The 21,249-nt window shown below is 61.7% G+C and carries 22 protein-coding genes; 10 read left to right on the top strand and 12 right to left on the bottom strand.

The window, feature by feature from the left end:
- The first annotated feature begins 81 nt into the window (after positions 1-81).
- On the top strand, positions 82-591 hold the full coding sequence (locus QD408_RS25040; RefSeq protein WP_088681963.1) for a GrpB family protein: 510 nt from the start codon (positions 82-84) through the stop codon (positions 589-591).
- Here QD408_RS25040 and QD408_RS25045 read toward each other — a convergent pair.
- A complete protein-coding gene (locus QD408_RS25045) occupies positions 588-881 on the bottom strand; it encodes a DUF2188 domain-containing protein (protein WP_088681962.1) in 294 nt (97 codons plus the stop codon). The two genes, QD408_RS25040 and QD408_RS25045, sit on opposite strands and share 4 nt — an antisense overlap.
- Positions 882-1,112: 231 nt before the next feature.
- Between QD408_RS25045 and QD408_RS25050 the strand changes: the two genes are divergently transcribed.
- A complete protein-coding gene (locus tag QD408_RS25050) occupies positions 1,113-2,210 on the top strand; it encodes a calcium:proton antiporter (protein WP_414141159.1) in 1,098 nt (365 codons plus the stop codon).
- A 40-nt stretch (positions 2,211-2,250) separates the two neighbouring features.
- On the opposite strand, the gene QD408_RS25055 is transcribed toward QD408_RS25050, so the two are convergent.
- The 6 genes from QD408_RS25055 to QD408_RS25080 form a co-directional block, all read right to left on the bottom strand.
- Positions 2,251-2,940 (bottom strand): glycosyltransferase, encoded by a 690-nt coding sequence (locus tag QD408_RS25055; RefSeq protein ID WP_088681960.1) that lies wholly within the window; start codon positions 2,938-2,940, stop codon positions 2,251-2,253.
- A gap of 85 nt (positions 2,941-3,025) precedes the next feature.
- A complete protein-coding gene (locus QD408_RS25060; RefSeq protein WP_414141160.1) occupies positions 3,026-3,895 on the bottom strand; it encodes a 3-deoxy-manno-octulosonate cytidylyltransferase in 870 nt (289 codons plus the stop codon).
- Between the two features lie 47 nt (positions 3,896-3,942).
- On the bottom strand, positions 3,943-4,848 hold the full coding sequence (locus QD408_RS25065; protein ID WP_088681958.1) for a glycosyltransferase: 906 nt from the start codon (positions 4,846-4,848) through the stop codon (positions 3,943-3,945).
- A gap of 179 nt (positions 4,849-5,027) precedes the next feature.
- The gene (locus QD408_RS25070; protein ID WP_414141169.1) at positions 5,028-5,414 is read right to left on the bottom strand and encodes a type II toxin-antitoxin system VapC family toxin; all 387 of its coding nucleotides are present in this window, start codon (positions 5,412-5,414) and stop codon (positions 5,028-5,030) included.
- Between the two features lie 2 nt (positions 5,415-5,416).
- Positions 5,417-5,677, bottom strand: coding sequence for a type II toxin-antitoxin system Phd/YefM family antitoxin (locus tag QD408_RS25075; protein ID WP_088681956.1), 261 nt, complete (start codon positions 5,675-5,677; stop codon positions 5,417-5,419).
- 101 nt (positions 5,678-5,778) lie between these two features.
- On the bottom strand, positions 5,779-6,981 hold the full coding sequence (locus QD408_RS25080; RefSeq protein ID WP_414141161.1) for a pyridoxal phosphate-dependent aminotransferase: 1,203 nt from the start codon (positions 6,979-6,981) through the stop codon (positions 5,779-5,781).
- A 272-nt stretch (positions 6,982-7,253) separates the two neighbouring features.
- Here QD408_RS25080 and QD408_RS25085 point away from each other — a divergent pair, with 272 nt between their 5' ends.
- The 7 genes from QD408_RS25085 to QD408_RS25115 all read left to right on the top strand — a co-directional run bounded on the left by QD408_RS25085 (position 7,254) and on the right by QD408_RS25115 (position 15,864).
- Complete coding sequence (locus QD408_RS25085) at positions 7,254-8,996, top strand: ArnT family glycosyltransferase (RefSeq protein WP_414141162.1); 1,743 nt, start codon at positions 7,254-7,256, stop codon at positions 8,994-8,996.
- Positions 8,997-9,199: 203 nt separating this feature from the next.
- Entirely contained in the window at positions 9,200-11,566 is a 2,367-nt protein-coding gene (locus QD408_RS25090) for a marine proteobacterial sortase target protein (protein ID WP_414141163.1), read from the top strand.
- Positions 11,556-12,329, top strand: a complete 774-nt coding sequence (locus QD408_RS25095; protein WP_414141164.1) for a class GN sortase — start codon at positions 11,556-11,558, stop codon at positions 12,327-12,329. Before QD408_RS25090 ends, QD408_RS25095 begins: the two co-directional genes overlap by 11 nt.
- A gap of 59 nt (positions 12,330-12,388) precedes the next feature.
- Positions 12,389-13,531: a PQQ-dependent sugar dehydrogenase gene (locus tag QD408_RS25100; protein ID WP_414141165.1), complete on the top strand. Its 1,143-nt coding sequence runs from the start codon at positions 12,389-12,391 to the stop codon at positions 13,529-13,531.
- Positions 13,532-13,663: 132 nt separating this feature from the next.
- Positions 13,664-14,554, top strand: a complete 891-nt coding sequence (locus tag QD408_RS25105) for a DMT family transporter (RefSeq protein WP_088681950.1) — start codon at positions 13,664-13,666, stop codon at positions 14,552-14,554.
- A 486-nt stretch (positions 14,555-15,040) separates the two neighbouring features.
- Positions 15,041-15,256 (top strand): cold-shock protein, encoded by a 216-nt coding sequence (locus tag QD408_RS25110; RefSeq protein WP_003561293.1) that lies wholly within the window; start codon positions 15,041-15,043, stop codon positions 15,254-15,256.
- A gap of 146 nt (positions 15,257-15,402) precedes the next feature.
- Positions 15,403-15,864, top strand: a complete 462-nt coding sequence (locus tag QD408_RS25115; protein WP_414141170.1) for a BA14K family protein — start codon at positions 15,403-15,405, stop codon at positions 15,862-15,864.
- Between the two features lie 161 nt (positions 15,865-16,025).
- Here the strand turns inward: QD408_RS25115 and QD408_RS25120 are convergent, their stop codons facing one another.
- The 5 genes from QD408_RS25120 to QD408_RS25140 all read right to left on the bottom strand — a co-directional run bounded on the left by QD408_RS25120 (position 16,026) and on the right by QD408_RS25140 (position 20,036).
- Positions 16,026-17,402, bottom strand: a complete 1,377-nt coding sequence (locus tag QD408_RS25120; RefSeq protein WP_088681949.1) for an ATP-binding protein — start codon at positions 17,400-17,402, stop codon at positions 16,026-16,028.
- Positions 17,403-17,452: 50 nt separating this feature from the next.
- On the bottom strand, positions 17,453-18,154 hold the full coding sequence (locus QD408_RS25125; RefSeq protein ID WP_088681948.1) for a response regulator: 702 nt from the start codon (positions 18,152-18,154) through the stop codon (positions 17,453-17,455).
- Positions 18,155-18,646: a MarR family winged helix-turn-helix transcriptional regulator gene (locus QD408_RS25130; RefSeq protein WP_088681947.1), complete on the bottom strand. Its 492-nt coding sequence runs from the start codon at positions 18,644-18,646 to the stop codon at positions 18,155-18,157. It abuts the gene before it with no gap.
- 321 nt (positions 18,647-18,967) lie between these two features.
- Positions 18,968-19,237 (bottom strand): hypothetical protein, encoded by a 270-nt coding sequence (locus tag QD408_RS25135; RefSeq protein WP_088681946.1) that lies wholly within the window; start codon positions 19,235-19,237, stop codon positions 18,968-18,970.
- Positions 19,238-19,418: 181 nt separating this feature from the next.
- Positions 19,419-20,036, bottom strand: coding sequence for a DUF1236 domain-containing protein (locus tag QD408_RS25140; RefSeq protein ID WP_414141166.1), 618 nt, complete (start codon positions 20,034-20,036; stop codon positions 19,419-19,421).
- 287 nt (positions 20,037-20,323) lie between these two features.
- Here QD408_RS25140 and QD408_RS25145 point away from each other — a divergent pair, with 287 nt between their 5' ends.
- Entirely contained in the window at positions 20,324-20,977 is a 654-nt protein-coding gene (locus QD408_RS25145; RefSeq protein ID WP_414141167.1) for an MBL fold metallo-hydrolase, read from the top strand.
- Positions 20,978-21,249 lie beyond the last annotated feature (272 nt).

Raw genomic sequence — 21,249 nt, forward strand, 5'->3', positions numbered from 1 at the left:
ATCGTTATTCCACCGGCACGTAAGCAGAAAAACGAGATCGATTTTCAGCGAGAATCATGGGCAATCTCGCATCGCAGGGAGATGACGATGCACAAGCCGGTTGAACTCGTGAGCTATGACAGGGAATGGCCGGAGGCTTTCCAGCGCATCCGCGGCAGGCTGCTCGCCTTGCTGCCGCAGGCGCTCTCCATCGATCACGTCGGCAGCACCGCCATACCAGGAATGACCGCCAAGCCGCTCGTCGATATCGACATCGTTCTTCCCGGTCTCGAGCATATCGAGCCTGCGACGCAGGTGCTCCTCTCGGAAAACTACGAGCCGCGCGGCAACCGCTACGATGACGAGGTTTGGGCGTTCCTGTCGAGAGATAGGGTGCCGGCGGAACGAGTCTACCTCTGCCCGGCCGGCAACGGCACGCATCGAAACAGGCTGGCTTTCCGGGATTATCTCATCGCGCATCCGGAGGCGGCGGCCGATTATGCCGCGCTCAAACACAGGCTGGCGGCCGAATTCAGAATGGACGGCGATCGCTATACCGCTGAGAAACGCGAATTCGTCGACACGATCGTCACACGGGCATTGAGAAGCTAGGATTGACGTCCAGCGCTGTGCGAGGCTCCGGCCGCACGCTCCTGCCATAAGCCGTCGACCACCTCGGTTTCCGGCCGATCGCCGCCCTCGGCATATTCCTCATGCCATTTGCCGTTTTCGTCCTGCCAGCTGATCTCGGCGGAATCGCCGCCGACCTGCTGTTCGGCCGCGACGATGCGCGCAGCTTCGAGCGCCTCGGCATGGCTCGGGAATGCCTCGGAGTAGACGCCTCCCAGCCTGTAGGCCCAGCCGCCGTCATGCGGCACGACTTCATAGACCACCTTGATCATGCATCCGTCTCCTCATCTTCTTGTTGCGCATTCGCACATTTCCGGACTGGGTCCGGATCATCGCGGCCGCGTGACGAGAATTCGAGGACGCCGCGATCTGCTTTCCGGCCCCGATGGCGTTCAGTATTCCATTAAACGCGGAAGACTGCAAATAGCAGAGCGCCACTGTGCGCTTCCCATCCGAAATCAGTGACTTAGTTAAAAGGCGTGAATCGGAACGGGAGTTGAGACTTGGGCATCGTGTCACGCCTCAAAGAGGAGAAGTTTCTGGTCACCGCGCTCGTCGTCGCGGTGATCGCCTATCTTCTGGAACACACGGTTATCGAGATGGGGCGCGGCTTGGCGCTCATCGCCGCCGCCGCCTTGGTCGCCACCATCGTACTCGCCTCGATCCGCGTGGCCCATCATGCCGAACTGCTGGCCGTGAAAGTCGGCGATCCCTACGGCACGATGATCCTGACACTTTCGGCCGTCGCCGTCGAAGCCATGATTCTCGCCATCATGATGAGCGGCGAGAGTTCTCCGACGCTCGTGCGCGATACGATCTATTCGGCCCTGATGCTCGATATCAACGGCATCCTAGGCCTTGCAGCCCTCCTCGGCGGCCTCAAGCACGGAGAGCAGCCCTACAACGACAATTCGGGCAAGACCTACGGCGTGATGATCCTCACCGCCATGGGCATTTCGATGGTCGTACCGGAATTCGTGCCGAGCGATAAGTGGCACTATTATTCTGTTTTCACCATCGTCGCGATGATCGCTCTCTACGGCCTCTTCCTGCGCATGCAGGTCGGCCAGCACAGCTATTTCTTCAGCTACAGCTATCCGCGCTCCGAGCGGAAGACGGAAGGCCACGGCGAACACGCAGCCAATGAGTCAGCCGCTGTCTCGATCGCCACCATTCTCGCCGGCGTCGTCATCATCGGCCTGCTGGCCGAGTTCATGTCGGCCTTCATGACCGAGGGCCTGCGCGACAGCGGCGCGCCGATCGCGGTGACGGCCGTCGTCGTCGCGGCGATTTCGGCCGCGCCCGAGATCTTGACCGCCTTGCGGGCGGCGCTCAAGAACCGGATGCAGGCGACCGTCAACATCGCCATGGGCGCCTCGCTTTCCACCGTCATCCTGACGGTGCCCGTCATGGAGGCGATCGCGCTCTATACCGGCCAGCCCCTCATCATGGCGATGACCCCGGTGCAGACGGTAATGGTGACGATCACCTTGATTGCCGCCGCAATCAACCTCAACGACGGCGAGACCAACGCCATCGAGGGCATGACGCATTTCATCCTTTTCGCCACTTTCGTCATGCTGACGGCGCTGGGGCTCTGAGCGCTCCCTTCCCCGCGGAGAAACGGAAAGAACAAGCTGTTTAGGCGGGCTGCTGCGCGAAGAGCAGGCGTTCGCGGGCTGCGAACCATTCCTCGGCGTAATCGTCGTTCTTGTATTCCTCGAAATACGGCCCGCCATCGGTGAAATGGACGTTCTTGGCGTCTTCGCGGTAATCGTATTCATTGACGAGGTAATTCCACGTCACCGGCAATTCGCCGATGAGGTCTTCATTCTCCAGCCATTTGAACTGATGCAGTTGCAGCCCGGTCGCGGTATTGACGTAGTCGGGCGTCAGCGCGCGACATTCCTCATTGTTGAAGAGGATGAAGCTCGACCAGTTCTTCTTTTCGTACTTGGTCTGTGTCTGGCCGAGGAACTTGGTGTCGATCTTCGGCTGGTAATCGTGTTTGACGCACATGACGGCGTAACGGTCGTCGCGCAATGCCCAAAGCTCGGCGATATCGGCACGCATCAGCATGTCGCAATCCATGAAGATGCTCCACCCCTCGTAACCGCTGAGATAGGGCGTCAGGAAACGCGAGAAGGAGAACTCCGTGGATTGCAGCGCGTTGCGCTGGCGGGTGAAAATCCCGCCAAGATTGGAAAGCGCAATGGGTGAGAACTCGATCGGGATCGACGACTTCTCGATGATGCTCTGCACAAGAACGTGGTAGGCGACCACTTCCCTGGAATCGAATCCCACGAAAATTCGCACGTTCTGTTGCTCCATTGTCCACCTTGATCGCCAGTATATTGATTGGTATCGGAAACAGCTTTCTTGGCCACCCACGTCTGTTGGCAACGGCCTGCGACAGTCATCCCTTCGACTTTTCGAGAAAACGCTGCTTGCGGGTTTTCGGTTTGAACCGCCGAAAGAAATTATCGACGGCGCGGATGAATTTGGTGACGGACATCAGCCTGTCGATCTGGCTGTTCGTATTGTCGAGCCGCTCCGACAAGACCTCTGCCGCCGTCATCGCGATCTCGATCGGCGGCACCTCAGGAAACCGTTTGGCGAGTGCCGAATAGGGGCTGGCATCGACCCCGCCCATCATCGAGATCGAACCCATACGCGCAAAAAGACGCAGGAAAATCTGCTCGAACGTCCAATCGTGCACGTCGAACACCTTCCACTTCTCGCTCCGCTTCGCCGAAAAGCCGGCAAGCAGGATCTTGCCCGGCAACTGCAAATCGGCGAGCCACAACGCTACCGCAAAGCCGCTCGTCGCGATCTTGCCGATCGGATAGAGATCGGCGAGCATTTGCGTCAGATCGAGGTGACGGGCCTTGGCGCCTTCGAAGCAGCTCTTCTCACTGAGATTTTCCTCGACGGAGACCCGGATGTTGACGACGCCGAGGAAATCATCGCCGCCAAAGAAGCGCAAGACATCCGCCGCCTCGCGCCGGTGGACGATATGGGCGCCCATCACGTCGCTGCGGGCAACAAGAATGGAATGGCCGACGAAGGGTTCGTCGAGCACCTTGTAGACCTTGTTGAAGAAGACGTAGAGCGCCGTCTCCGGCAATTCGCTCCGCAGCCGTTCGAGATCGACCGCCTCGCTGTTTGCTACCAGTACGATGTGGGAATAGCCCGACAACAGCGCCTTCCACGCTTCCGGCGTCAGGAAATCGAAGCGGCCGTCCGAAGCGGTTATAGCCTTGTTATCGCTGGGAATTGCTTCCATATCGCCTCACATGCACTTTCCAAGGACGATGCGCTCGGCCCGCCTCACTAGCTGTTGCTGAAATAGGCGCGCATCCGTGCAAGCCGCGTCAGCCCGCCGATCTGCTTTCCCACATGCGAGAGGAAGCCCGCCACCCGGCCCGTCATCGACGGCTGCCTGCAGAAGGAGGCCCAAGGCGTGTCGCGGAGATCCTCGGCATAACGTTTGGCCATCCGCCGGTGTACCCAGGGAACGGTCGCCTGCCACGGCTTCTTGCGGCCGGTGAAATGGAAGATGGCCGGCCCGTCGATGAAGGGCAGCAGGCCCGTCTGCGTATTCCAGCGCGGATCGAGCACCAGCCAGTCGCGGTCGAACGTGACGTTCAGCGCATCCTGGTCGTTGTTCTCGAACAGATGCGACCGCTCCTCGAAGATGTCCCGGGTCCTGGCGAAAAGCCCCTTCGCCCGGCAGACCGACCAATCGAACAGCAGCACGCCGGCATTGAAGTAGCGGCCGCCCTCGCCCATGCCGATCTTGCGCTGCCGCGCGCCAGATTTCTCGGGAAAGGCCATGACATAGTCGTCGACGGCGGCAAGCGCCTTGCCCTGAAAATCAAGGGTGAAGAGCTCGTCGACGGGCGCAACCGCCAGCACGTCGGCATCGAGATAAAGCAGGCGCTCGATGTTGTCGGGTATATCCCGATCCATATAGAGCCGCGCCAGCGTGGCGGCGGACCAGCGGCCCCGCGCCTGGAGGCCGCTATCGGGCGTCTTATAGGGCAGCACCCTGATCGCCATACCGTGAAGCCGCCCAAAATGATCGACCTCGGCGACCTCGTTCGGCTTGAGGTCGATGCCGAGAAGCAGGAACTCGACACCGGCATTCGTAAGATTGCGCTTGACGGAAAGCAGGGTGCAGCAGGCGGCCGGCAGCATGTTAACGTCAGAACATACGATGACGGCACTCTGCTGCAAAATCCGGCCCCCCGAAGCGGCAATTGAACTTGATGCCGGATATCTAGTTGGTTTGGCGTCCGCCCGCAACCGCTGACCACCCTTCCCAGCGGCACTCGCCCTCACGTTTTGAATCGGAATTCAACGACTTGCGAGGCGAAGCGGATTCAATGCGGCAACGCGTTGAATCGGGATGTGAGCTATAGTCGCAGCGCCAGCGGATGATCGATGAGCAGCCGGTCGACCGTGGCAAGCTGCAAATCCTCGACCTTGCACTGCGCCAGAAGCAGGCGGTCGAAGGGATCGCGCGTCTCCGGCTCGGGGTCGGCGGCAGTGATGACGTGAGGGACGTCGACGGGCAAAATCGTGAGCCCCGTCTCCCTGAGATAGGCGGGGATGGCCTCCAGGGGCAAGCCCGGCTGCAATTTACCAAGCCTTATCTTGATGGCAATTTCCCAGAGACTTGCGACACTGACGAAACCGCTGGTCGCATCATCAGAAAGCAGTTGCTCGACACGTGGAAACCGTTCCGTCAGCTTTCGTTGGGCAATGGCAATGACCATGTGCGTATCAAGCAGCACGCGCATGGTCACGGCAGCGGCTTCAGCAGGAAATCCTCCGGCAAGGGGTCGTCGAAGTCGTCGGCGATATACATCTCCGTCCTCGTAATACCCCTGGAGCGAAGATAGGCCTCACCGGCCTCCAGATCCAAACCGCCACGCTTCCGATGCGGCACGAGGTCGAATACCGGCCGGCCGTTCCTCGTCACGACAACGGTTTCCCCTGCCTCGACCTCGCGGGCAAGCTCGGTCAGGCGGTTCTTCGCATCGCGGATCGAAACGGTCTTCATGAGATCAAATGTAGCCACATGCAGCTACATCGTCAACGCCGCCGCAAGAAAAAAGGCCCGCCGTCGCCGGCAGGCCTTCAATCGACATTGCAGCAATCGACTTACTTGCAGGCGCCGCAGAAGCGCTGGATGCGGCGGCAGGCTTCCTCGAGCAGATCTTCCGACGTCGCATAGGAGATGCGGAAGTTCGGGCCGAGGCCGAAGGCCGAACCGTGAACGACGGCGACGCCTTCCGATTCCAGAAGCTCGGAAACGAAATCCTCATCCGTCTCGATGACCTTGCCCGACGGCGCCGTCTTGCCGATCAGGCCGGCGCAGGAGGGGTAGACGTAGAAGGCGCCTTCCGGCACCGGGCAGACGATGCCCTTGGCCTGGTTCAGCATGGAGACGACGAGGTCGCGGCGGCCTTCGAAGATTTTCTTGTTCGCCGGGATGAAGTCCTGGGTGCCGTTCAGCGCTTCGACAGCCGCCCACTGGGCGATCGACGTCGCACCCGAGGTCTGCTGGCCCTGGATCATGTCCATCGCCTTGATCAGCTGGATCGGGCCGGCCGCATAGCCGATACGCCAGCCGGTCATCGCATAGGCCTTGGAGACGCCGTTCATCGTCAGCGTGCGATCGTAGAGCTTCGGCTCGACTTCGACGGGCGTGACGAATTTGAAGTCGCCATAGGTCAGGTGCTCGTACATGTCGTCGGTCAGCACCCAGACATGCGGATGCTTCATCAGCACGTCGGTCAGCGCCTTCAGCTCGGCATGCGTATAGGCCGCCCCCGTCGGGTTGGACGGCGAGTTGAAGATGAACCACTTCGTCTTCGGCGTGATCGCCTTTTCGAGATCGGCGGGCTGGAGCTTGAAATTATGCTCTTGGGTGGCCGAAACGAAAACCGGCGTGCCGCCGCAGAGCGCCACCATCTCCGGATAGGAAACCCAGTAGGGCGCCGGGACGACGACTTCGTCGCCGGGGTTCAGCGTCGCCATGAAGGCGTTGAACAGGATCTGCTTGCCGCCGGTGCCGACGATCGTCTGCTCCCAGGAATATTCGAGACCGTTCTCGCGCTTGAACTTGGCGGCGATTGCCTTGCGCAGCTCAGGAATACCGGAAACCGGCGTGTACTTCGTCTCGCCGCGGTTGATCGCGTCGATGGCGGCCTTCTTGATATTGTCGGGCGTATCGAAATCCGGCTCGCCTGCGCCGAGGCCAATGACGTCGCGTCCTTTCGCTTTCAGCTCGCGCGCTTTCTGCGAAACGGCGATGGTGGCTGAAGGCTTCACACGGGAAAGAGCATCGGCAAGGAAGGCCATGATATCGGTCCTATTGGTTGAAACGGGCAGAAAGCCGGGACCGGAGTTCTGCGGTTAGCTCTATGTCCAATGTATGACGGCATTTCAAGGGCAAAGGCGTGATGGGGGCAATGATTCTTATTGATCGTTTCGCCGCACCGGCGAGCCGGCCCGCCATCCCTTCCGCCAAGGCTTGCTGCGCACAGTCCAGACGCTCCGCACGACTCGAGGGATTAGATCACTAACCAATCTGGGCGAATTGCTTTTCAAGGCGTTGTTGATGAACTGCCGTCATGACAAAGCCGCCTCGCAAGTCTTCCCAGCCGCTGCTCAGGAATACCGAAGCACCGCTCTCTGCAGCCGGCCGCACCGAAGGCGAGAGCCCGCTCAGCCTCGCGCCGCGTCGGGCATCACTCCCCGAATTGAACCAGATCGAAGGCCGGCAATATCAGCAGCAGACGACCGGCCGCGACATGGCTCGCCGCAGCTACCTGAACCTCGACACGGCGATTCTGCTGGGGATCCTGGTCATTGCGATCGTCTTCAGGTTCCACAGGATCACCTTGCCGCTGGTCGACGGCTTCAGCTGGCGCGAGATAAGCACCGCGATGATGGCCGACAATTTCCAGCAGCGCAGCTGGAACATCTTCTTTCCGGAGGTCAGCTGGACCGGCCCAGGCCCAAGCTATCAGGGCCGTGAGTTCCAGATCGTCAGCTATCTCACCGCCCTGCTCTACCAGCTGTTCGGCTGGCACGACTGGTTCGGCCGCGTGGTTGCGGCCTTTTTCGGTCTGGTGACGGTGTTTTCGCTGCACAGGCTGACGGCGCTGTGCTGGGGCGAGATGCATGCCCATGCGGCGGCACTGGCCTACGCGCTGATGCCGGCGGCGATCATGATCGACAGCTCGTTTCTTCCCGATCCGGCGATGCTGGCCCTGGTGACGCTCGGCGTCTGGCTGTTCACCAAATATTGGGCCGGCGGCAGCGGCTGGCTCTTGCCGCTCGCCACGGCCAGCTTCACGCTCGGCGCGCTGTCGAAGCCGCCAGGCCTCGCGGCCGGCGCGGTCATCTTCTATCTGATGGTCTGCTGGATTCAGGAAAATAAGCGAAAGCAGGCGACCGGGGTCTTCCTGTGGGGGCTTTTGAGTCTGGCCATCATCGGAGCTTACTTCGGCTGGGCGATTTATCTCGGCAGCAGCTATCCGCCGTTTCATATCGCCGGCACCGGCGGCTATATCTGGGATTACGGCTTCTGGACATACGTCAAGGACAGGTTTTACGTCCAATCCGCATGGAACACCTCGGTCCTGTGGTTCTACGGCTATCCGTTCATGATACTGTTCGCGGTCGGCTTGTGGATACCGCTGAGGCCCGCCGAAAACCCTAGGCAACGCATCCTTTCGGCCATTCCCTACGTGTGGCTGGCTGCGGCCGTGGTGCTCTATCTGGCGGCGGCGGGCGAGATCACCAGCAATGTGTGGAACTTCCACATCTTCCATGTGCCGGCCGCCATGTTTTGCGGCCACGGCGCGCTCCTTCTTGCAACGCTTTCATCGAGAACCGTTCTGACGCCGGCGGTGGTGCTCCGCGCGATCTGCATCGCGGCCATCGCGCTTTCCTGGTCGAGCCTTCCCCTCGTCAGGACGATGAAGAAGCCGATCGCCATGAAGGGCAAGCTGCTTGGCGAGGAACTGGCGCGGTTGGCGCAACCGGGAGACCTCGTCGTCACCATCGCCCCCGAGGTCGGCGATCCCGTCTCGGTCTATTACAGCAGGGCGCGCGGATGGGTGTTCCCGCCCGGCGGAGGCGATGCCGAATGGTCGAAATTCGTCGCCGATGACGCCACCGCGATCGCGCAGCTCGAGGACCTGCGCGCCCAAGGCGCGGATCTGTTCGGCGTGGCCAAGAACGCCACCGACAAGCAGGACCTGCGGTTCGTCGAGCATCACGATGGTGTCATCGGCCATCTCGACAAGACTGCAACGAAGCTCGTTGATTCGGATGATCTGCTCGTCTACAGGATCACCCGCCCCTGAGAGCCGACAGCATCACGCCCGGCACTTTCACAATGACGGCGATCACGTTTTTCGTCTTTTGAAATCAGAGAGATCGTCGGATTTCGTCATCGCCACGAATAAGCCGCAACAAATGCCGCACGCCGCCTTAATTCGGTCGCGAGCGTGCCGAGATCGAAGCCGCATCATTCCCTCATCCAAAATTGGTTATTGAGGGTAGGCCAATGTTTCTGGAAGATGAGTTCGCCATCGGGCGCATGCGCATGCGCCGGATCTCCATGTCATGTCTTGTCGCCGTCACCGCCTTTGTCGCCTGCATCACGGCGATGCTGGGGCTCGCCTCCGCCGTCCGCGCCGAGACGCGGCAGGCATCCGGCCAGCTCGCGGCCATCGTCCGGCCGAACGACGTCAACAGCGGTTCGCTGCTCTTCCCGTCGAAGGAGCCGGGCTTCTATGTCGAAGCGCCGCGGCTGAAGACCGACGTCGCAATCGATGTTTCCGGCCCGATCGCCAGGGTGAAGGTGACGCAGCGCTTCCAAAACCCGAGCCAGGGCTGGGTCGAGGGCACCTATGTCTTCCCGCTGCCGGACAATTCCGCCGTCGACGCGCTGAAGATGCAGATCGGCGAGCGCTTCATCGAAGGCCAGATCAAGCCGCGCCAGGAGGCCCGCGAGATCTATGAACAGGCCAAGGCCGAGGGCAAGAAGACGGCGCTGCTCGAACAGCAGCGGCCGAACATCTTCACCAACCAGGTCGCCAATATCGGCCCCGGCGAAGAGATCGTCGTGCAGATCGAATATCAGCAGACGGTCCACCAGTCCGGCGGCGAATTCTCGCTGCGGTTCCCGATGGTCGTCGCCCCGCGCTACAATCCGGCGCCGATCGTCCAGACCGTCGAATTCAACAACGGCGCCGGCTTCGCGACACCGTCCGACCCGGTGGAAAATCGTGAGAAGATCGAAGCCCCGGTGCTCGATCCCAGCGAGAATGCCAAAATCAATCCGATCTCGCTGACCGTCGATCTCAAGGCCGGCTTCCCGCTCGGTGACGTGAAGTCGTCCTTCCACGCGGTCGATATCCGGCAGGATGGCGACCAGGCGAGGACGATCAGCCTGAAGGGCGATGCCGTTCCCGCCGACAAGGATTTCGAGCTCACCTGGAAGGCAGCCCCCGGCAAGATGCCGAGCGCCGGCCTCTTCCGCGAAGTCATCGATGGCAAGACCTATCTGCTCGCCTTCGTCACCCCGCCCACGGCGCCGGATACGGCGGCGGCGCCGGCAAAACGCGAGGTGGTCTTCGTCATCGACAATTCCGGCTCCATGTCCGGCCAGTCGATCGAGCAGGCACGGCAGAGCCTGGCGCTTGCCATCTCCCGGCTGAACCCTGGCGACCGCTTCAACGTCATCCGTTTCGACGACACGATGACCGATTATTTCAACGGTCTCGTTGCCGCCACGCCCGATAATCGCGAAAAGGCCATCGCTTACGTCAGAGGCCTCACCGCCGATGGCGGCACTGAAATGCTGCCTGCCCTTGAGGATGCGCTGCGCAACCAGGGGCCGGTCGCAAGCGGAGCGCTGCGCCAGGTCGTCTTCCTGACGGATGGCGCAATCGGCAACGAACAGCAGCTCTTCCAGGAAATTACCGCGAACCGCGGCGATGCCCGCGTCTTCACCGTCGGCATCGGCTCGGCACCGAATACCTATTTCATGACCAAGGCGGCCGAGATCGGCCGTGGCACCTTCACTGAGATCGGCTCGACCGACCAGGTGGCAAGCCGCATGGGCGAACTCTTCGCCAAGCTGCAGAACCCCGCCATGACCGATATCTCCGCAAATTTCGAAGGCATCGCGGCCGAGGACATCACGCCGAACCCGATGCCCGACCTTTATAGCGGCGAGCCCGTCGTGCTGACGGCGGAACTGCCGCAGGATAAGCCCGCCGGCAAGCTGCAGATCGTCGGCAAGACGGGCGATCAGCCCTGGCGGGTCGAGATGGATATCGCCAATGCCGCCGATGGCAACGGCATTTCCAAGCTCTGGGCGCGGCGCAAGATCGACGATTTCGAAGCGCGCGCCTATGAGCGCCAGGACCCCGCCGCGCGCGACAAGGACATCGAGACGGTAGCGCTCGCCCACCACCTCGTCTCGCGCGTCACCAGTCTCGTCGCCGTCGACGTCACCCCGTCGCGGCCGGCAAACGAGCCGCTCGGCTCGGCGAAGCTCCCGCTCAACCTGCCCGAGGGTTGGGACTTCGGAAAGGTCTTCGGCGAAAATGCTGTCTCGCCCGACGGTGTAGAGCGCCACAGCGCGGTCACGCCTGATGGAAGCGCTGAACAGCAACAGACCGCGGCCGCATCGCCCGGGATCGCCAGCATGATGGCCGCGGCGCCGACGGCCAAAGCCGCCACGCTGATCGCGCAGAAGAGCTCGACCGTGAACCTGCCGCAGACGGCGACGCGCGCCGACGAGCAGATCATGCGCGGTCTCACCATGCTGCTCCTGGCGCTGGCGGGTGCAAGCGGGCTCGCCGTCTGGCGCCGGCGCATCAAGAGTATCGTCACGGTAGGAGCCAAGCGCAATGGCTTCTAGCCTCGCCGGCAACAGCAACGAGGAAGCGGCTGAATTCGAGCCGCTTCCGACCTATCTGGAACTCGCCATGGCCGCCGCCACGGCCCATGACGCACCGAGGGCGCGGAAGAAAAAGGGCTTCTTCCTCTGGCGTCTTTCGCCGATCGAAAAGGCGATCGCCTTTGCCATATCAGGCCTTGCCCTCTACGGCCTGGCGCTGATCGGCGACGGCTTCCTGCTGAAGGGCAAGGCGGAGCTCTCGCAGGTCCTGCTGAAACGCGCTTTCGCCGCCGAGCTGCGGGGCGAGGAGACGAAGCCCTGGCCCTGGGCCGATTTCACTACGGAGGCGAAGGTGCGCGCGCCGCGCCTTGGCAAGGAGGCGATCGTGCTCTCCGGCGCCTCCGGAGAGGCGCTCGCCTTCGGCCCGGCCTGGCTCGCCAACACACCGCAGCCGGGTGAAGAAGGCACCTCCGTCATCGCCGCCCATCGCGACACGCATTTCCGCTGGCTACAATATATAAAGCCGGGCGATACGATCGAAGTCACCCGCCGCGATGGCAAACTCTTGACCTTCAAAGCCGGCGAAGGCCGCATCGCCCCCTGGGATGCGAGCGGCATCGACCCCTCCTCCGACGGCCACCGCCTGGTGCTGACCACGTGCTGGCCCTTCGATGCGACCGAACGCGGGCCGCTGCGCTACATCCTCGAAGCCGAACTGGTCGACGATCAGGCGACCGGCTCCGTTCAACCGGTAAACACAAAGCCGTTATTGCAGGCCGAGTGAGGGTTGAACCCATCCCCTGCCCGCTCCACGTTCCGCATGAGAGACGACGGGGAGCAACGATGAAGAGAATATCCGCCATCCATTTCGCCACAGCGCTGGTCTTCGCGGGCGCCATGTCGGCCAACGCGGCCGATACCGTCAACACCCAGGGACCTACGCTTCGCGTCGAAAAGCTGGCCGATGGGCTCGAACATCCCTGGGCGGTCGAGATGTTGCCCGACGGCGCCTATCTCGTCACCGAGCGGCCGGGCCGCATGCGCATCATCCGCGACGGCAAGCTCTCCGACCCGATCGGCAACGTGCCCAAGGTCAGCGCCCGCGGCCAGGGCGGCCTGATGGACGTGGCGCTCGCCCCGGACTTTGCCACGAGCAGAAAGCTCTATTTCACCGCCGCCATCGCCAATAGTCAGGGCTCCGGCACCGAGGCCTTCAGCGCGACGCTGTCCACCGACGAGAAGACGCTCGAGGCCGTGACGCCCGTCTTCACCATGCGGCGCTTCACCTCGGGCAACATCCAGTATGGCTCGCGTATCGCGATCACCCCTGATGGCACGCTGTTCATCAGCGTCGGCGACCGCGGCGACCGCGACCGCTCTCAGGACTGGAAGGATGACGCCGGCTCGATCGTCCATATCAATGCCGACGGCAGCATTCCCGCCGACAATCCGTTCAGGGACGGCGGCAAGGCGCTGCCGGAGATCTGGTCGAAAGGCCACCGCAACCCGCAGGGAATTACCTTCGATGCCAGGGATGGCCGGCTCTTCACCGTCGAACACGGCGCGCGCGGCGGCGATGAGATCAATCAGCCCGAAGCCGGCAAGAATTACGGCTGGCCGATCATCACCTACGGCCGCGACTATTCGGGCGCAGAGATCGGCGAAGGCACCGCCAAGGAAGGGCTGGAACAGCCCCTGCACTATTGGGACCCTTCGATCGCGCCCGGCGCGCTCGCCGTCTATCGCGGCGCCATGTTTCCGGAATGGGACGGCGACTTCCTCGTCGCGGCGCTGAAATTCCAACTGCTCTCGCGCATGCAGCGTGACGAGAGCGGCGCCTTCGTCGCCGAAGAACGTTTGTTCGAGGGCGATTACGGCCGCATCCGCGACGTCGTCGTGGCGCCGGACGGCGCGCTGCTGATGGTGACGGACGAGGATGACGGCGCGCTGCTCAGGGTCTCGCGAGCGCAAGCCAACAACGGTTGAGATCTCGCCAGGCTTGAGGCGTTTACTTACAGCCAATCGCCGTCGATCGACCCGTCGAAGTCTTCGCCCTTGCCTCGCTGGAATGCAACTGCTACCGCTCGGGCACCATCTCCCTTCCCCCTCGAGGACGACATGACGCGCATTCAGGCGAACCTCCTCCTGTTGCTTGCAGCCGCTATCTGGGGCGGCGGCTTCGTCGCGCAGTCGACGGCGATGAAGGCGATCGGCCCCTTCTGGTTCATCACCCTGCGTTTTGCCGTCGCCACATTGGCCGTCCTGCCCTTCGTTCTTCTGGAAGCACGCAAGGCAGAGGCGAAGACCAGCGCACGCCATGCCAAGCTCTACGTTCTCACCGGCCTTGCCCTTTTCAGCGGCGCCGCCACCCAGCAGGTCGGCCTGCAGACGACGACGGTGACGAATTCAAGCTTCATCACCGGCCTCTATGTCGTCTTCGTGCCGCTCATTGCCGTGTTCTTCCTGCGCCGTGCCCCGCATTGGATCATCTGGCCGGGCGCGCTGATGGCGCTCGCCGGCATCTATCTCCTGTCCGGCGGCCATCTCTCGGCGCTCACCTCAGGCGATCTCCTGACCGTGGTCTGCGCCGCCTTCTGGGCAATCCAGATCACTCTTGCCGGCACGACCGTCTCCGAGAGCGGAAGGCCGCTGGCGCTGGCGGCGACGCAATTTGCCGTCACCACGGTCTGCGCGCTGGCCGTTGCCGCAGCGGTCGAACCGATCAGCCTTTCGGCGATTTGGGCCGCAGGACCCGAGATCCTCTATGTCGGCATCTTCTCGTCCGGTCTGGCCTTCGTGCTGCAGGTGATCGCCCAGCGCTACACGACGCCGTCGCAGGCGGCGATCTTCCTTTCGTCAGAAGCGCTCTTCGGCGCATCGCTCGCAGCCCTCCTCCTCGGTGAGTCGATGCCGGCGACGGGATATACAGGTTGTGCGCTAATGTTTACCGCTATGCTTGTAGTCGAGCTCGTACCCGGATTGGCCCGCCGCCGCCTGCCAGCCGCCTGAACACGCGTCCAAATATGGGTGGATGCCGGATTCGAAAAAAATTTTAAGGAACCCGCAAAGCCCGTTTACGTTGCATTTTTGGGAAAATCTGCTCGGAACTTACATTGCAGACGATATAAAACGTTAATCATTCCCCATTGACGAAGGAAATTTTGCGTTTTTGCGCAAATTGGATATCGGCGAGGGTGTGCCCGGAAGGACACGTTAAAAAACTTTTGCTTGCCAAAATCCTTTAAACGCAGCACTCTCGGCGCGTTCGGGCATTTTGCGAGCATGGGAAGTCCTTAAGTATTTGCGCGCCGGGAACGCTAATATTCCGGTCAGCCGGTTCCAAATAAGGCAGGCGAAAGTTCTGCTTGGAACAGGCCGAGGTAGAGGGGACCTTTTTCTCACATTTCAAGACTTGCCTGCCAACACCTCCCGCAAGGAGGCAATGCTATGATGCTGCCCGTGTGGATGGCGGGCAGAGAGAAAAGGACCTGACGCATGGCCGAGACTGGCACTGTAAAATTCTTCAATACCGACAAAGGCTTCGGCTTCATCAAGCCGGACCGGGGCGGCGCCGATATCTTCGTTCACATTTCTGCCGTTCAGGCCTCTGGGCTGGCCGGTTTGACGGAAAACCAGAAGGTAAGCTTCGACACGGAGCCGGATCGCCGCGGCAAGGGCCCCAAGGCCGTCAATCTGCAGATTGCGGGCTGAGCCCTTAACAAGGCTGTCAATTCGAGTTGAAGCCCGGCAGCAATGCCGGGTTTTGTCGTTCAGCCTTCGTTCAGCTATAACTCCTTAGGACTAACACCATCGAGAAGGAGCCGGCGTTCGGTTTCCGGGATTAGGACTTGATGGTTATGAACAGGCTCGCCAAAACTCTTCTGCTGACGGCAACGGCTGCTGCGCTTACTCTCTCCGTCATCGGCGAGGCCTCGGCCCGCGACCGCCACTGGCGCCATCATAACAACAACGACGCCCTCGTCGGCGGCGCTGTCGGTCTCGCCACCGGCCTGATCGTCGGCTCGGCTATCGCCAATGCCAATAACGGCCCCGTTTACGAAGAGCGCCGCTACATCGACCCTGCCTATGAGCCGGATTATTACGAGCCCGCTCCGGTCTATCGCGCCCCGCGCCGTGTTTATGTCGAGCAGCCGCAATATGTTGAGCAGCCTAGATATTATGCGCCTGCCCGCGCCTCCGTCGAACCCTGGACGCCGCAATGGGAACGTTACTGCTCCTACCGCTACCGCTCCTTCGACCCGCGCAGCGGCACCTATATCGGCAATGACGGCCGCAGCCACTTCTGCAACGCCGGCTGATCGCTCGACGATCCCTGATACGAAGCGCCGCTCCCCAGCGGCGCTTTTGTCTTTAGAGCATGTCGCGCAAAAGTGTGCGGCTGTTTTGCGATAACGACATGCTTAAAAATAAAGAACTAAAGCGCAAGGAGCGAATCTGAAAGATCGCGACGCGCTTTAGTTTAAGCCGGAATGCGGATCGTCGCCCTCAAGCCTCCGAGCGGGCTGTCGCCGAGCGTGACGTTGCCGCCATGGCTGCGGGCGATGTCGCGGGCGATCGCGAGGCCGAGCCCGGTGCCCGACGCATCGAGATTGCGCGCCGCATCCAGCCGGAAGAACGGCTTGAACACATCCTCACGGTTCTTTTCCGGAATACCCGGCCCGTCATCGTCGAAAATGACCGTCAGCCATTTGGCATTGTGCTTGGCCTCGATCTCCAGCCTGCCGGCATAACGCTGCGCATTCGAGGCGAGGTTGGTGACGAGACGCATGAAGGCATTCGGCCTGACCTGTATGTCGTCGTCGCCCTCGATCGAATAGTTGAACCGCTTGCCGTGCAGGGCGAAATCGGATTCCAGCTTCGCGAAGATTTCGCTGAGTTTCAGCTCGCCGACATCCTCTTCGACCTCGCCGCGCGCGAAGGCCATATAGGCCTCCAGCATCGTCTGCATGTCGTTGACGTCGTCGTTGAGACCGTGCAGGTCGGGATTGTCGCCAGCCAGCGCCAGTTGCAGCTTGAAGCGGGTGAGGATGGTGCGCAGATCGTGGCTGACGCCGGAGAGCATCGCGGTGCGCTGCTCGATCTGCCGCTCGATGCGCTCGCGCATGAGAATGAAGGCAAGGCCCGCGCGCCTGACCTCGTCGGCCCCGCGCGGATAGAAATTATCGGGCTTCTGCCCCTTGCCGAAGCTTTCGGCAGCCCGCGCCAGCATCAGGATCGGCCGGATCTGCCCGCGCAGGAAGAGGATCGAAATGCCGATCAGCACCAGCGAGGTGCCGACCATCCAGACGATGAAGATATGGGTGTTCGAAGCATAGGTCTGGCTGCGCTTGGCCAACACCCGGAGGATCTTGTTCTCGAGCTTGATGCGGATCTCGACGAGGTTCGAGTTGCCCACGGTATCGATCCAGAACGGCCGGTGGATCTCGTCGGTGATCTCATCGCTGAGGATGCTGTCGAGGATCGAGAAGAACGGCTTGACGCGCGGCGGCGGCAGGTCGCCATCCGGCTCGATCGAGATCTGCAGATTGAGCTGATCGCGGGCGATGCGGGTGATCTCGCCGTAGTCCGAATTCTGCGGATAGGTTTCGATGATCTCGATGATCGCCGCGATGTCGCGGGTGACGGCGAGCGACAGCCGCTCCGTCACCATCTGCCAGTGGCGCTCCATGAAGACGGTGGCGACGACGGATTGCAGCAGCACCATCGGAATGATGATGATCAGCAGCGAGCGTGCATAGAGGCCGGTGGGCAGCCGGCGGCGCAGCCAGCGGACGACCGAGCGCCAGCCCGGCACGGGAGTGCGGTCTTCCCGCCGCAAGCTGTCCACTGTCACCATCAGCGCCGGTCCTGGCCGCAATCTCTCTGTGTCACGCCGCGTCCATCTCTCTAGTCGATGCTCAGCCTGTATCCGATGCCGCGCACCGTCTGCAGCCAGACCGGATTGGCCGGATCGTCTTCGATCTTGCGCCTCAGCCGGTTGATCTGCACGTCGATCGTCCGCTCCCCGACCTCGGCGTCGTCGCCGATCAGCTCGTGGCGGGGGATCGTATCGCCGGCGCGGCGCGCAAAGAGCAGCATGATCTCCTGCTCGCGGTCGGTCAGCCGGATTACCTCGCTCGCCCTCTTCAGCTCCTTGCGGGTGAGCGAGAAGGTATAGGGGCCGAACATGACCTGCTCGATCTTCGGCCCCTCGCCGCCGGCATTGCGGCGCAGGATGTTGTTGATGCGCAGCACCAGCTCGCGTGGGTCGAAGGGCTTGGAAAGGTAGTCGTCGGCGCCCGCCTCGAGGCCCTCGATCCGGTTGCCCGATTCCGCCAGCGCCGTCAGCATGATGATCGGCACGTTCTTGATGGCGCGAAGCCCGCGCGTGACCTCGATGCCGGATTCGCCGGGCATCATCACATCCATGATGATGAGGTCGAAATCGAGACCCGTGAGCTTGCGCTGCGCCTCGGCGCCATCGGCGGCGACGGTGACGCGGAAGCCGTTCTCGGCGAGATAACGATTGAGCAGCGCACGGATGCGGGAGTCGTCGTCGACCACCAGCAGATGCGCCGCATCGTCGGAAATACCTGTCTTGACCGCCATTCAATCCGCCTTTTGTCTGTCCCGCATGCCTCTGAGGAAAGCCTTTATGCCCTCTCGCGCCTCCGCAGAAGCACCATCGAATGCCCGTTCAATGCGGCGCGATTGCGGCTCCGCAAGGGCAAGCGCCAGCTCGCGCCCCGTTTTCGTCGGATAGAGCTTGCGCTGCCGCCGGTCTTCGGGGCCGGCGACCTGGCGAATATAGCCTGAATCGATCAGTTGTTTCAGCACCCTTGCAAGGCTCTGCTTAGTGATCTTCAGCGTATCGAGAAGATCGGCCACCGTCATGCCGGGGTTGCGGTTGACGAAATGCACGACACGGTGATGGGCCCGGCCGAAGCCGCTCTTTTCGAGGATGGCGTCAGGATCGGAAACGAAGTCGCGATAGGCGAAGAAGAACAGCTCGATGATCTCGAAATCGATGATGTCGGTATCTTCCATCGGCGTGGCCAGCGGCTCCGGCTTGCCTGCTTTCGCTCCGGTCTGTCGTGGCACTCGGCATTTCCTTTCTCTTTCCCCGCATTGCGGGAGCCCGGACGATATTTCCCTTGGGCGCCGCGCGTCTTCGGTTGCGCAAAGGACGCTGTAGCACTTTGAATTATGCAGGATAAACCAAAGCCCGCCCGGCACTCCGACGCAATATGCGATTTCCCCCTGCGTCTGTGGATAAAACGTAATGGGGATAACAATCAACAGGCATGGCGCGCGGGCGCCGGAGGAGATGAGACTATATGAAGGAAGTCCATCCGGCGGCGGTCGCCGCCGGATAAGACTTTTCATACGATCGGTCCGGCGGGCTGACGCCCGTCGGGCCTTTTACCTATGCGCCCGCGCCATGACCAGGCCGGCGAGCGTCGAGAGAACGCCGCCGCCGATCAGGCCGCCGATGCCGTCGGCGATCAGGCCTGCCATAGCCGCTTCTCCACCGACCATGCCGAGCAGCATACCGCCGCCGACACCGCCGATCGCACCTGCGATCGTGCGGGCGACGACGTTGATCGAGTGCTGCTTCAAGGCGGCGCTTGCGGCGTTGCCGCCGATGGCGCCTGCAATCAGTTGTACGACAAGCGGAAGTAGCGCTTCCATGATTTCCTCCTATGGCGATCTCCCCGATCGCCTAATATGCCGAACCTCCGGCATATTAGTATTTTATCATATTCAAGAGGAAAGCGTGAAGAAAAATCAACCGATGCGGGATTAAGGCGCGTGGAGGTGGCCGGGAACGAGGCGGCCCGACGCCGCCTCGCTTCTGATGCTGCGGATTACGTCATTGATAGACGTAGACGATCCGGCGCGTACCGGGATCGACCAGGACGGGCCGGTCGTTGATCCTCGTATAGCGATACTCGTAATCGGGAATCGTCTGGAAAGTGACGTCGGCAGGCACTTCCGCGCCGACGACGACATCGCCGCCGAGCTGCACCGTCTCAGCCGGATTGGTCTCGATATAGGTCCGCACCGTCTCAGGTGGCGTGATCGTCTCGACAGCCCCGACGGGGCCGATCAACTCATCGCCAGGCGCCGGCTGCGGATCAACAGGGACGACGCTGGCGGTCGACTCGTAGGTGACGACGGGAACGCCGATCTCGGCGCGGTGCTGTTCGACGATGACAGGAGTGCCGCCGCGGTCGACCTGCAGATAATCGGCATAGACCCAGCCACGCATGCCGTTGACATCGACACGGCACCAGCGGCTGCCTTCGATGCAGCCGTCGAGCACGGCGGTCGAGCCACGCGTGGCAAGACCGACGGCCGGATATTGCGGGCCGGGACCGGAGCGGACGTTGAGATCATTGACCGTCGTCGCGACCATCTCCGCCTGCGCAAGGCCACTGCTCGCCAGGAGCACGGCTCCAGCCAATAGAATGTTTCTCTTGAGGGTCATGTGAGCGTCTCCTTGGTTTCGATGGCCGGACAACGCCTGGGCCTCCACGATGTTCCCTCGCGCCTTCCGCAGGGGACCGGCGCTCATGAGGCACGTCATGCAAGCATTTGAAGAAGCTGAATAAAACCGATCTTCCTCCGGCGATCCCAGCGACGGAGAGATCCATAAACTCTTGTTGCACTGCGTCTTTTTGCCGTGAACCACGCTCAGAATGAGGAAGATTCCGGCTGTCCTCGCCGCGGTTTCGGACTATACCCTGAGCATCAGAGACACCAAGCGAGGCACTTATGGGCATGCTCCAGGCCGGCATCATTCCGGTGACACCCTTCCAGCAGAACTGCACGGTCTTCTTCGATCCCGATACCCAGGAAGGCGTCGTCGTCGATCCGGGCGGCGATGTGCCGCTCATTCTTCAGGCAATCGAGAAAAGCGGCCTGACCATCAAGGAAATCTGGCTGACGCACGGCCATCTCGACCATGCCGGCGGCGCCAGCGAATTGAAGGAAGCCTTGGGCGTTGATGTGATCGGTCCGCACCAAGACGACCTGCCGCTCTTGCAGCGGATCGAAGCCCAGGCGGCAAACTACGGCATAACGGGATTGCGCAACGTTTTGCCGGACCGCTGGCTGAAGGATGGCGACAAGGTCTCCTTCGGCGCCCACGAATTCGAGGTCTATCATGCGCCCGGCCACGCACCCGGTCACGTCATTTATTTCAACCGCGCCCAGAATTTCGCCCATCTCGGCGACGTGCTCTTCAACGGCTCGATCGGCCGCACCGACCTGCCCGGCGGCAATCATCAGCAGCTTCTCGATTCGATCCGCGACAAGGTGCTGCCGCTCGGCGACGATGTCGGCTTCATCTGCGGCCACGGCCCCGGCAGCCGCATCGGCGACGAGCGGCGGAGCAATCCGTTTCTGCAGGAAATCAAGCCGCGTTGAGCATCCGCCCCAGGCACATCGAGCACCAACCCGCGACGTCATCCTCGGCCTTGTGCCTGTAAAGTCCGGAGACATACCTGACAGATGTTCGGAGACATGCCTGACAGTTATTTCGGTGCTTTGAGGTCGATTTTTGCGATCTCCGTTGCTCCGAAGAAGACGCCATGCAGCCCGTCTCGATCGAGCGGCCTGATGGCCAGTGTTTCACCGCCGAATGCCGTTGGAACGGACCACGCGCGGCCCATGAACTGGATATAGGGCCGGGTCTGATC

It is taken from the genome of Rhizobium sp. BR 249 (genome assembly GCF_047445895.1).
In the GTDB taxonomy this organism is placed as follows: domain Bacteria; phylum Pseudomonadota; class Alphaproteobacteria; order Rhizobiales; family Rhizobiaceae; genus Rhizobium.

What these genes read in the sequence shown, in the direction of transcription:
- QD408_RS25040 (WP_088681963.1), top strand. Translation starts at nt 82, where the DNA reads ATGACGATGCACAAGCCGGTTGAACTCGTGAGCTATGACAGGGAATGG.
- QD408_RS25045 (WP_088681962.1), bottom strand. Translation starts at nt 881, where the DNA reads ATGATCAAGGTGGTCTATGAAGTCGTGCCGCATGACGGCGGCTGGGCC.
- QD408_RS25055 (WP_088681960.1), bottom strand. Translation starts at nt 2,940, where the DNA reads ATGGAGCAACAGAACGTGCGAATTTTCGTGGGATTCGATTCCAGGGAA.
- QD408_RS25060 (WP_414141160.1), bottom strand. Translation starts at nt 3,895, where the DNA reads ATGGAAGCAATTCCCAGCGATAACAAGGCTATAACCGCTTCGGACGGC.
- QD408_RS25070 (WP_414141169.1), bottom strand. Translation starts at nt 5,414, where the DNA reads ATGCGCGTGCTGCTTGATACGCACATGGTCATTGCCATTGCCCAACGA.
- QD408_RS25075 (WP_088681956.1), bottom strand. Translation starts at nt 5,677, where the DNA reads ATGAAGACCGTTTCGATCCGCGATGCGAAGAACCGCCTGACCGAGCTT.
- QD408_RS25080 (WP_414141161.1), bottom strand. Translation starts at nt 6,981, where the DNA reads ATGGCCTTCCTTGCCGATGCTCTTTCCCGTGTGAAGCCTTCAGCCACC.
- QD408_RS25085 (WP_414141162.1), top strand. Translation starts at nt 7,254, where the DNA reads ATGACAAAGCCGCCTCGCAAGTCTTCCCAGCCGCTGCTCAGGAATACC.
- QD408_RS25090 (WP_414141163.1), top strand. Translation starts at nt 9,200, where the DNA reads ATGTTTCTGGAAGATGAGTTCGCCATCGGGCGCATGCGCATGCGCCGG.
- QD408_RS25095 (WP_414141164.1), top strand. Translation starts at nt 11,556, where the DNA reads ATGGCTTCTAGCCTCGCCGGCAACAGCAACGAGGAAGCGGCTGAATTC.
- QD408_RS25100 (WP_414141165.1), top strand. Translation starts at nt 12,389, where the DNA reads ATGAAGAGAATATCCGCCATCCATTTCGCCACAGCGCTGGTCTTCGCG.
- QD408_RS25105 (WP_088681950.1), top strand. Translation starts at nt 13,664, where the DNA reads ATGACGCGCATTCAGGCGAACCTCCTCCTGTTGCTTGCAGCCGCTATC.
- QD408_RS25110 (WP_003561293.1), top strand. Translation starts at nt 15,041, where the DNA reads ATGGCCGAGACTGGCACTGTAAAATTCTTCAATACCGACAAAGGCTTC.
- QD408_RS25115 (WP_414141170.1), top strand. Translation starts at nt 15,403, where the DNA reads ATGAACAGGCTCGCCAAAACTCTTCTGCTGACGGCAACGGCTGCTGCG.
- QD408_RS25120 (WP_088681949.1), bottom strand. Translation starts at nt 17,402, where the DNA reads ATGGTGACAGTGGACAGCTTGCGGCGGGAAGACCGCACTCCCGTGCCG.
- QD408_RS25125 (WP_088681948.1), bottom strand. Translation starts at nt 18,154, where the DNA reads ATGGCGGTCAAGACAGGTATTTCCGACGATGCGGCGCATCTGCTGGTG.
- QD408_RS25135 (WP_088681946.1), bottom strand. Translation starts at nt 19,237, where the DNA reads ATGGAAGCGCTACTTCCGCTTGTCGTACAACTGATTGCAGGCGCCATC.
- QD408_RS25140 (WP_414141166.1), bottom strand. Translation starts at nt 20,036, where the DNA reads ATGACCCTCAAGAGAAACATTCTATTGGCTGGAGCCGTGCTCCTGGCG.
- QD408_RS25145 (WP_414141167.1), top strand. Translation starts at nt 20,324, where the DNA reads ATGGGCATGCTCCAGGCCGGCATCATTCCGGTGACACCCTTCCAGCAG.